Source organism: Hydrocoleum sp. CS-953 (genome assembly GCF_002260545.1).
Taxonomy (GTDB): Bacteria; Cyanobacteriota; Cyanobacteriia; order Cyanobacteriales; family Microcoleaceae; genus Trichodesmium.
This window is the reverse complement of record NZ_LGSU01001332.1, coordinates 1-10,096: the sequence shown is the minus strand read 5'-3', so window position 1 is coordinate 10,096 and position 10,096 is coordinate 1. Positions and strand designations below refer to the sequence as shown.

The window sequence follows — 10,096 nt, the reverse complement described above, 5'->3', positions numbered from 1 at the left end:
CTATATATCTTTATAATCTAACACAATATCTCAAAAATTTAGTCCCACAACCGACGACCAGATGTACCCTTAAATCTCTGATGGGTATCTTTCAATAAACTTGGTATATCCAATTTTTCCGGACATCTGGGTAAACACTCCCCACATTCAGTACATCGGTTGCCTTTCTTACCAGGAAACCAATGACCAGCATTTTCAAACATTCCGTATCTATATTTACCGAAACTTGTCATATCATAAGCTATACCCAAATTCCTTAATCTCAGGACTTCTGGAATATGAATATCCTCTGGACAAGGTAAACAAGCATAACATTGGCTACATTTATCCGTTCCTAACCTTTGTAAAGCTTCAGTTTCCAAACGCTGAAATATTTCTGTTTCCTGAGAAGTTAGAGGTTGTGTGCGATCGCTCATAGTCAAAGGCCATTCTAATTCTTGTGGCCTAGCGGCACCCACACTTAAAGTTGTAATTCTAGGGTCACTTAATAAAAATCGATAATTTAATTCCAGTGGAGAAAAAGGCTGACACAACTCCTGAAGAGTAGGAGATGGTGTATATAACTGTCCACCTTTATCTGCTGGAGAAATAATAAAAATGCCCATATCTTTTTGGTGGGCTAATTCTACTACAGGAGCATGACGTTGGAAAAAGTAGTAGTAATGTAGATTAATAAATTGAAAAAAGTCTGTATTAATGGCTGCTAAGATTACTTCTAAAGGAGCATGAGTTGAGAAACCAATATTTTTGACTCGCCCATCATCTATCAACTTCTGAAACGCCCTAATGCTATGATGGGTAATTTCTAAATGTTCCCAAGTATTAATGCCATGAATAGCTAGACAGTCTAAATAGTCAATATTTAGATTTTCCAATGATTCATCTATACAACTTTCTATAGCATTAACATCTTTTGTCGGTGTAATTTTTGTTGTTATATAAAGTTTGGCACGCTCCAACCCAGATACCAAAGCTGAACCCAGGTACTTTTCACTTTTACCATAACCTCTAGCTGTTTCAATATGGTTAATACCCATATCTACAGCTTGTCGTATTGTTTGCACAGCATTTTCCTCAGATACCAAGTATCGCATAGTACCCAAGGAAAAAACTGAGAGGTTTAAGTTGGTTTTGCCAAACCTGCGGTAATGCACTTGTATATTTTAGTTTTTACTTTTTACTTTTTAGTTTTTACTTTTAGTTAATTAGCGATCAAAACAAAGGGCGCGGATATGACTAAATGCTATTTGTGTTTTTGTCGGCGCAAAGCATCCTCTAGAGAACCATCAATGTACGGAAATACTTCTGACTTCTGAACTTTGCGCCTTCTGACTTGCGGGTAACACTATAGCGATCGCTCTGAAAACCTATAATTAACAAATATAATAGTGGTTTGCCCGTAATTTTAGTACATAAAACCACCTAGAATCTGGCTAATATAGAAAGGGATAATAGGAAAACTAATAGCCAACGAGCATACTAACTTTGGCTAAGTATTTCCAATAGGGTGTTTAACCTTTTACCTAAATAAATTTTTTTTTGGATTTTTATTTTTGAATTTTTATTTGTGCGAAATAGTATCAAGATAGTTCACCAGTGCTAGTTCCACCACGTTTAATTAAATCTTCAGGGCGAAGTTTTGACACAAAATCCCGAAATGCTTGCCTTTCAGCCTCATCTGCATCTCGATCTACAGGGATAGAAGCATCTGCTACTACCTCTTCCATCACCCATATAGGGCTATTTGTGCGAAGGGCAATAGAAATAGCATCACTAGGGCGGGCATCAATTTCTTTTTTAGCTTCCCCTTGTTTCACGATTAGCACTGCATAGAATGTATTATCTTGCAATGAGTGAATTACCACTTTTTCCAGAACCCCATTAAGTGATTCTAGAATACTGACCGTAAGATCGTGAGTCAATGGACGTGGTGGTTGATGGTTTTCCAAAGCGCTAATAATTGCCTTGGCCTGATCTTGACCTATATAGATAGGCAAGGCACGTCGCTCTGTACTATCTCTTAACAATACAATCGGATTGCGTGTTGCTGCATCCAATGCTATTCCAGCGACTTTCATTTCAATCATCGACTCGGCCTCATTTTATAATTATTTTTACAGTCTGTATACGATATAAATGATTATAGGTAAGGAACAACTGGATTTTAATCTGGCTTGATATTTACCTATATTAATTATTTTTACATTTATTGATTATGTTCTATCTTTTCCCATGTATGGTGTCTACGTTAACTCATAGCTCACCAGATGATATAGATAACCTAATCTTAAGCCCAGTATTGCTGTAAATGTTCAGAAAATTTAACTAAATTTTAATTATTAATCAGAGGAAAAACAGTGTTTACAGGATTAATTCAAGCTTTAGGAAAAATTAAGCTTTTAGCAGAAAGCCAAATTTTAGTCTCTCTGGAATCATCTAGTAATAGCCAAATCATCTTAAAAGATTTGGCCATTGGTGATAGTGTAGCTGTAGACGGTGTTTGTCTAACAGTAATAGATATTTTAGCTCAAGGATTTGTAGCGATCGTATCACCTGAGACCTTAAAACGTAGTACCCTAGGGCAACTATCGGATAGATATGTAAATCTTGAAACTTCATTAAGAGCAGGTAGTAAGCTGGGAGGCCATTTTGTAACAGGTCATATTGATGGGGTTGGACGCTTGCAAAGCTCTGTTGAAACTATTAATGCCTGGGAAATGAAATTTATAGCGCCACACACAACAGATGAAAAGTGGGAACGTCAGATAGCACCCTATATTGTACCAAAAGGGAGTATAGCAGTTAATGGTATTAGTTTAACTGTGGCTGATTGTGATGTGGATGGCAACTGGTTTCAAGTAGCAGTTATTCCCCATAGTTTTAATGAAACAAACCTGAGCCATTTAAAAGTAGGTAGTTTAGTAAATATTGAAGCAGATATTCTGGGTAAATATGTAGCTAAATTTCTGCGTCATGGATCTAATAATTATTCTGTTTTGCCACCTGCTTTAGCAGCAAATTCTACTGTTAATAATTTAAAAGATATTACACCAGAATTTTTGACAGAAAACGGTTTTATTTAAAATTAGGGAACAGGGAATAGGGAATAGGGAATAGGGAATAGAAAGTAACTTAAATTCCTTGTTTCCCAGAAAGAGTATTCTGTTGACTACTTGACTTTTTTTAGGATATCATTACTTGTAGACCACTACAAAATCTAGTAGTATCGGTACAATTCAATACTGTAGGGGTTTGGTTACCAAACCCCTACCAATCACTAATTTGATATAAGACCTGATTTTTTGGTCAAGGATGAGAAACTTAGTTTAACTAAAAAAAAATCATGCCATTCTTTGAAAGTGAATACTTGCTAGAAAACCCTGGTGTTGCAGCAGCAGTTAATAGTGGTATTATCCCATCTGGTTTTGATCATTATCTCCAGTTTGGGCAGTTTGAACTGCGCTCTGCTACTTTTACTGGTAGCACTAGCAATGACTTTCTCCCAGAATTTCCTGTGGGTGTAGCAGGAGGAGAAATAGACTTGATCGGAGTACCTGTTAGTTTAGACGCTCAAGGCGATCGTATTTATCAAACAGGTACTACAGGTGATGGAGGCGGAGGTTTTGACACCTTATTTGGAGGAAATACTACTGATATTTTTATCTTAGGTGAATCTGGTCAGGATTTCTACAATGGTATAGATAGTAGGGTTCGCATTAGCAACTTTGACCCCAATGTTGACATTATCCAATTGGGTAAAGAGAATAATTCATTTATTAGAAATTACTCCATTGGTTTTGTACCAGGACAAACCGAAGCATCCATTATTGCTCGTAGCACTACAGGAACAACATTAGCTGTGGTGGAGAATGCTGTCGATCCTGTTACTAACGAGCTACTTTTGGATAGTAGTAACTTCCGCTTTGGTTCCCAACAACCTCCAACTGATGAACCTCTACCTCTAGAAGTATCTTTTGTCGAAGGCGAATATTTAGCAAATAATCCNAGCTGTGGTGGAGAATGCTGTCGATCCTGTTACTAACGAGCTACTTTTGGATAGTAGTAACTTCCGCTTTGGTTCCCAACAACCTCCAACTGATGAACCTCTACCTCTAGAAGTATCTTTTGTCGAAGGCGAATATTTAGCAAATAATCCTGGTGTTGCTGAAGCAGTCAATAACGGATTCATTGGTTCTGGTTTAGAACATTATCTCAACTTTGGTATCAATGAAAATCGTGCTGCTATTTTTAGTGGAACAAGTGGCAGCGATATTGTTAGTCCTGTGGGAGCAGAAAATAATTTTGTGGAAATAACAGGAGTTGCAGTAGATTATTTTTTTGAAAGAGATTTCCGTAGTGATGGTATAGGTGAGTTTGATCGCCTTATTGGTACTCCTGGAGTAAATGAGTTTATATTAGGAACTACTACAGTTATAGTTCCTGCTCTAATACCAAGAGCGGTACCTTTCTATTTAGGTGAAGGTGAAGCAACAATAGTAGACTTTAACCAATTTGAGGGTGATTCTATTGAGATATTTAAGAGTTCCAGAGATAACATTGAGTTTTTCCCATTAGGTAATAATTTAGTGATTGAGCACCAATCAATATCAATAGAGAATAATACTATTGAGAGAGATACTATTGCTATAATTGAGGATGGAGCTAATTTAAACTTAACTCAGAATATTCAAACAATTGATGATTTATTTGGAATAGATAGGGTTATTTTGTTCTAGAACCGTTTTCGTTGCCATACTTAATGTAGCTGAAATCTTGTAGGGGTTTGGTCACCAAACCCCCTACCAAACTAGGAGTTTTTGCCAATACTTCAAAATAAGCAGATTTACAGCGCTTTTCATTAGTAGGGGCGAATGGCATTCGCCCTCAGAGGTTCCATGGTCGCCCTCAGAGGTTCCATGGTCGCCCTCAGAGGTTCCATGGTCGCCCTCAGAGGTTCCATGGTCGCCNGCCCTCAGAGGTTCCATGGTCGCCCTCAGAGGTTCCATGGTCGCCCTCAGAGGTTCCATGGTCGCCCTCAGAGGTTCCATGGTCGCCCTTAGACGTTCCATGCAACGTCCCTACGGGGTTATTATTTTTTTATTAATAAATTCAATGAAGATTTTTCTAGAGACAGAAAGATTAATTTTACGACAATTTACTGAAGCTGATGCAGAATTATTATTTCAGTTAGATAGCGATCCAGAAGTAACTAGATTTACAAAATTAGGCGATCGCTCAGGAACACCTACCCCCTACAATGAGATTAAAAATAAATTTTTACCTAAAGTTTTCAGATATTACCAACAATATCCAGGTTATGGTTTTTGGGCAGCTATTGAAAAGTTAAGTAATAAATTTATTGGTTGGTTTCATTTTCGACCAGGTTTAGATAGTTATATGGGAGAAACTTTGTATAGAGTAGATGATATTGAACTAGGTTATCGGTTGCAAAGAAAAGTTTGGGGAAAGGGATATGCAACTGAAGGTTCAAAAGCTTTAATTCGGAAAGGTTTTTTAGAGTTGGAAACACAACAAGTTGCAGCAAGTGCTTTGTCAGAAAATAAAGCATCTATTCGAGTTATACAAAAAGTGGGGTTAAAATTTGAACTAAATTTTGTTTATTCCGAGTCTCAGCAAGCAGGTGTTAAGTATGCTTTGAGAAAAGAAGATTTCAAGAATTAATAATTGAAGTAGCACTCAGCACTCAGCTATCAGCTATCAGCTTATTCTTGGTGTATAATCTGGGTTTGAATCCCACAAAAAAGCGCACCACGGGCTTTTTCAAACTCTTGTAGGGGAATTAGCACTTTTCAGATTTATGAAACATCGCCATAACCACAAACCTCGTAGGGACGTTAGCATTTTTGTTATGCAACGTCCCTACTGAAATGAAAACCGCTATAATTAGCTCTGATTCTAAAGAAGGATTTGAGGATTTTTTTTCTCCATGAATGGAGATGCTTGATACCTTGAACTTTCGGTAATAAAGGAGAATGAGGTTGACTAATTTATTTGTTACACTTTACTTTTAATCAAAAAGAATTAAATAATTATGTAATAGCTATTGTCCTCAAAAATAATCTAGTAAATTAAAGTCTGAAAACTAATGATTGAAATATAAATATGAGTAATACTAATTCTACAGAACTACCACTTTGGGTCCAAGATCGAGACAAAGTAATTGCTAACGATGAAGGAGTTGAATGGCGAGGCGGAACACGACCAGACTATTCTCACAACGATCAAGTTTTCCAACAAGAAAGTAAATATCATCATCCAGAAGGATCTTTAGAAGCCATCGCTCATAACCTAGTCCGAACTTTTGAGATGGAAGCATCTAATAAAGCTAATCCTCAACAGTGGTTATCTGTTGTTGCCGATAAATTTCGGATGAGTAGTAATGGAGGCAAAGAATATACCGCCCAAGAAGCAGCAGAACAAGGAACATACAATCTTTTTATCAGTAAAAATAAACATTATAATCCAGAAGAAGAAACTTTTGAATCATCCTTTAAACTTTTTCATACAGCTTTTCCTGATGGGTTTCTTTGGGAAGTAATAGAAGTGCTTTCCGGACCGCCAAATGTTACCTTTAAATGGCGGCATTGGGGAACTTTTAAGGGTAATTTTAAAGAGTATCAACCTACTGGTGAAACTATTGAAATGGTTGGCATGAGTATTGCCAGATTAACTGAAGATTTAAAGATTTTATCTGTAGAACATTATTTCAATAATAGTAAATTTCTCAAAGATTTAACTGCTGGTGGTTGCCCTTTTCATAGTCAAAAATAACAATATTATCTAAAGAAAAGTAGCAGTAGCTTCAATATATTTATGGTATAATGTACCAACAATTTAGTGGTGAATAAAATTTAAGTAATTAACTACTTCCTACACCTCTACTTTTCTCCTTTGTTTGCTCTTGTAGGGACAATTCATGTTTTCGGAACATGATAAACAAAAATTGCCCCTACTTACCCAATTATTTATAACTGTTCAATATGATATAACTATGCCTAGCCCTGACTATTCCCAACAAGCCGAACGATACGCTCTTAGAGAACTAAATAATACAGACTACCTCGCATTTCGGACTGTTGCAGAACACCGTTTGCTGAGAGACTCCTTTGTTCTCGATCTAGGCTGTGGTGCAGGTCGTTCAAGCCGTTTTTTGAAAGCCCTGGGGAATCATGTTGTGGGTGCAGACATTAGTCCAGAGATGATTGCACAAGCCAGGAGAGCAGATCCAAAAGGTGACTACCATATTCTCAAACCCAGCCAGCCTTTGCCTTTTGTGGACGGACATTTTCAGGTTTTTTTCTCAAGCTGGATGTTACTTGAAATTGGCAACCGGACTGATCTTGATTTAATTGTAAGAGAAATGGCTCGAATTATCTGTCCATCTGGCTTTGGTATAATAGTTACTAACACAAAGGAGTTTTACGAAGGAAATTGGCTATCTTGCTTAGTAGACTTTCCAGAGAATAAGCTACCCCTCCATTCGGGGCAACAAGTTAAGGCTCGTCTGCTCCCAGAAAACATTGATGTAACCGATTATTTTTGGAGCGATAACGACTATAAAATGGCGTTTCTCCAGGCTGGTTTGACGGTAAAACAGGAATTTAGACCTCTTGGAAACAGCTCAGATCCACTTCATTGGAAAGATGAAATTAGAATAGCCCCCTATGTTATTTATCAATTGGAGAACAGCCTTTAATTACTAGATTTTTTTGAGCAGCGATCGCCTTTGACAAAAATTTAAAAATTGAATTATCATTAAAGTCGGGTTATCTACTTGCCTTTGTAATATTAGAGGATAATAACAGATAACAATTATGAAACTTAAAAATTATTTTTATGGTTTTGTTACCGCATTAGTAATAGTATTAGCTACCAACTACCTATTGACTGCTAATGCTAATACCCCACTATTTCAAAATTCTGTCATTGACAATTCTATTGCTCAAGTACCAAATAATCCCAAATTTGCTATACCTGTTGAATGTAAGCTAGACAAAGACTGCTTTATTTTATTGTATAGCGATCGCGACCCCAGTCCAAAAGCAGTAGATTTTGGTTGCGGTAGGCAAACTTACGACGGCCACAAAGGAACAGATTTTGCTATATCTGATGAAAAAATTATGGCGAAGGGTGTAGCGGTACAAGCGGTTGCTCCTGGTAAAGTGTTACGAGTGCGAGATGGAATACCTGATCGCCGAGTCAAAAATCAAGCAGATCAAGATGCAGTGAAAAATATTGAATGTGGTAACGGAATGGTGATAGATCATGGTAATAGTTGGGAAACTCAATATTGTCATCTCCGCAACGGTAGTGTGGTTGTGAAACCAGGAACAGTTGTTAAAGCAGGTACTCAATTGGGGATGGTGGGAGAGTCGGGTTTAGCTTCTTTTCCTCATATACATTTAAGCATTCAATATCAGGGAGAAATTGTCGATCCATTTGTGGGAGCTAATGCTAAAAGTGGTTGTAATACTGCTCGGAATTCTATTTGGCAACAACCCTTGAGTTATAAACCGACTGGTCTTATTCGGGGTGGGTTTGCTGATGCTGCACCAACTATGGATGATTTGTGGTCTGGGAAATTTTACGACACGGTTTTGCCAGGAAATAGTGCTGCATTAATATTTTGGGTGCAAGTTTATGGGGTGTTGCCTGGGGATGAGGAACATTATCAATTATTTGCTCCTAATGGGGAGCGAGTGATAGATAATAAAAAGGAAATTAAATCTGCGAAAAAGACATGGATGGGATATGTGGGTAAACGCAATAATTCTCAGTCTCTTGCTCAAGGTAAATGGAGGGGTGAATATAGTTTGACTAGAGGTAATAAAGTATTAGTAAATGTGAGCAAAGAGGTTCAATTAAATTGAAAACAAGACTTGCGGATGTTGAAATTATTAGATTAAATTCAGTATTATTAGTAGTAGGGGTTTGGTCTCCAAACCCCCCTCCCAAGTGATATAATCCTAATAGGTAATTTAATATCATACAATCAGGACTTACGCATGAGGTACGAAAAACTAGGATTTGAGATTGCTATCCGTTCCGGACTGCTCCGCAAACCCTGTCGGTCGCAATGACGAAGATACGTTGTAGTGCGTAAGTCCTAACAATATGAAGATAGGTTTACTTCCTCTAAAAAAAAATATTTACTTGAATAATTTTTTTTTCAATTATCCATAATGGCATAAAAACTAACGCCATGATTACTCTAAACATAGATGAGATTCAAAACAATTTATCAGAATTTATCAAACTGATTCAAGAAGGTAATAGTTTGATCATTACTCAAGCAGATAAACCTATTGCTGAAATTAAACCCATACCAACAAAACCACCTCAAAAAGAACGCCGTCCTATTGGTTTATGTGAAGGTGAATTTATTGTACCTGATGATTTTAACGATCCCCTCCCTGAAGAAATTATTAACCTATTTACCAATCCATCAACATACTCTTAGATACTCATATTTTTCTGTGGTTTATTACTAATAATAAACGACTAGCAGACAAATATTATGATGCTATTAGTAATCAAGATAACGAGATTTATCTGAGTGTAGTTTCTGTTTGGGAAGCAACAATCAAATATCAATTAGGAAAATTACCATTACCAGAATCTCCTGAAATTTACCTTCCCCAACAGCGTGAAAGACATCTAATTTATAGCTTATCTATTGCTGAAACTACGATTACTCAATTAGCTAAATTACCGCCCTTACATAATGATCCCTTTGATCGTCTTTTACTCTGTCAATCTTTAGAGCATGATTTAATTATTATGACAGAAGATAAAGCGATTCTTTCCTATCCAATGGTAAAGTTTTTCTGAAAATTAGGTGGCATCTTCGGGCTAAGAGATGCTAATAGTTTCGCGATCGCTACTCAGACGGACTGTGGTAAAATCTTCTCCCTCGCTAAATTCAAACTCCAGAATAGAATAATGCAAATAATACTAGCGTATATAAAATTAACTTATTGATCTAAACCTGCCCCGCGCCCTGTACGGCCATATCGTCTGGGGGCGGGTTTATTTCCTGTATGTTGATTTCCCATTAACACGCTATGCGGAACCC

At 37.0% G+C, this 10,096-nt stretch carries 10 protein-coding genes; 7 read left to right on the top strand and 3 right to left on the bottom strand.

The window, feature by feature from the left end; translation table 11 throughout:
* Positions 1-38 precede the first annotated feature (38 nt).
* Positions 39-1,154: an aldo/keto reductase gene (locus AFK68_RS24770; protein WP_094675929.1), complete on the bottom strand. Its 1,116-nt coding sequence runs from the start codon at positions 1,152-1,154 to the stop codon at positions 39-41.
* Positions 1,155-1,580: 426 nt separating this feature from the next.
* On the bottom strand, positions 1,581-2,087 hold the full coding sequence (locus tag AFK68_RS24765) for a bifunctional nuclease family protein (RefSeq protein WP_094675927.1): 507 nt from the start codon (positions 2,085-2,087) through the stop codon (positions 1,581-1,583).
* A gap of 270 nt (positions 2,088-2,357) precedes the next feature.
* Between AFK68_RS24765 and ribE the strand changes: the two genes are divergently transcribed.
* Positions 2,358-3,083 carry a riboflavin synthase gene (ribE, locus tag AFK68_RS24760; RefSeq protein ID WP_094675925.1) on the top strand — a complete coding sequence of 242 codons (726 nt, stop codon included), beginning with the start codon at positions 2,358-2,360 and terminating at the stop codon, positions 3,081-3,083.
* 1,639 nt (positions 3,084-4,722) lie between these two features.
* Here ribE and AFK68_RS37315 read toward each other — a convergent pair.
* Complete coding sequence (locus AFK68_RS37315) at positions 4,723-4,878, bottom strand: hypothetical protein (RefSeq protein WP_168186642.1); 156 nt, start codon at positions 4,876-4,878, stop codon at positions 4,723-4,725.
* A 90-nt stretch (positions 4,879-4,968) separates the two neighbouring features.
* On the opposite strand from AFK68_RS37315, the gene AFK68_RS24740 reads away from it, so the two are divergent.
* From AFK68_RS24740 to AFK68_RS24715, 6 genes are all read left to right on the top strand, one after another.
* Positions 4,969-5,682, top strand: a 714-nt coding sequence (locus tag AFK68_RS24740; protein ID WP_246844443.1) for a GNAT family N-acetyltransferase, incomplete at its 5' end; no start/stop codon positions are given.
* A gap of 441 nt (positions 5,683-6,123) precedes the next feature.
* Entirely contained in the window at positions 6,124-6,792 is a 669-nt protein-coding gene (locus AFK68_RS24735) for an ester cyclase (protein ID WP_094675917.1), read from the top strand.
* A gap of 145 nt (positions 6,793-6,937) precedes the next feature.
* Positions 6,938-7,717 carry a class I SAM-dependent methyltransferase gene (locus AFK68_RS24730; RefSeq protein ID WP_094675915.1) on the top strand — a complete coding sequence of 260 codons (780 nt, stop codon included), beginning with the start codon at positions 6,938-6,940 and terminating at the stop codon, positions 7,715-7,717.
* 118 nt (positions 7,718-7,835) lie between these two features.
* Positions 7,836-8,891, top strand: a complete 1,056-nt coding sequence (locus tag AFK68_RS24725) for a M23 family metallopeptidase (protein ID WP_094675913.1) — start codon at positions 7,836-7,838, stop codon at positions 8,889-8,891.
* A gap of 332 nt (positions 8,892-9,223) precedes the next feature.
* Positions 9,224-9,481, top strand: a complete 258-nt coding sequence (locus AFK68_RS24720; RefSeq protein ID WP_094675911.1) for a type II toxin-antitoxin system Phd/YefM family antitoxin — start codon at positions 9,224-9,226, stop codon at positions 9,479-9,481.
* Positions 9,454-9,852, top strand: a complete 399-nt coding sequence (locus tag AFK68_RS24715; protein ID WP_371357548.1) for a type II toxin-antitoxin system VapC family toxin — start codon at positions 9,454-9,456, stop codon at positions 9,850-9,852. The genes AFK68_RS24720 and AFK68_RS24715 overlap by 28 nt, the downstream gene beginning before the upstream one ends.
* The last annotated feature ends 244 nt before the right edge of the window (positions 9,853-10,096 follow it).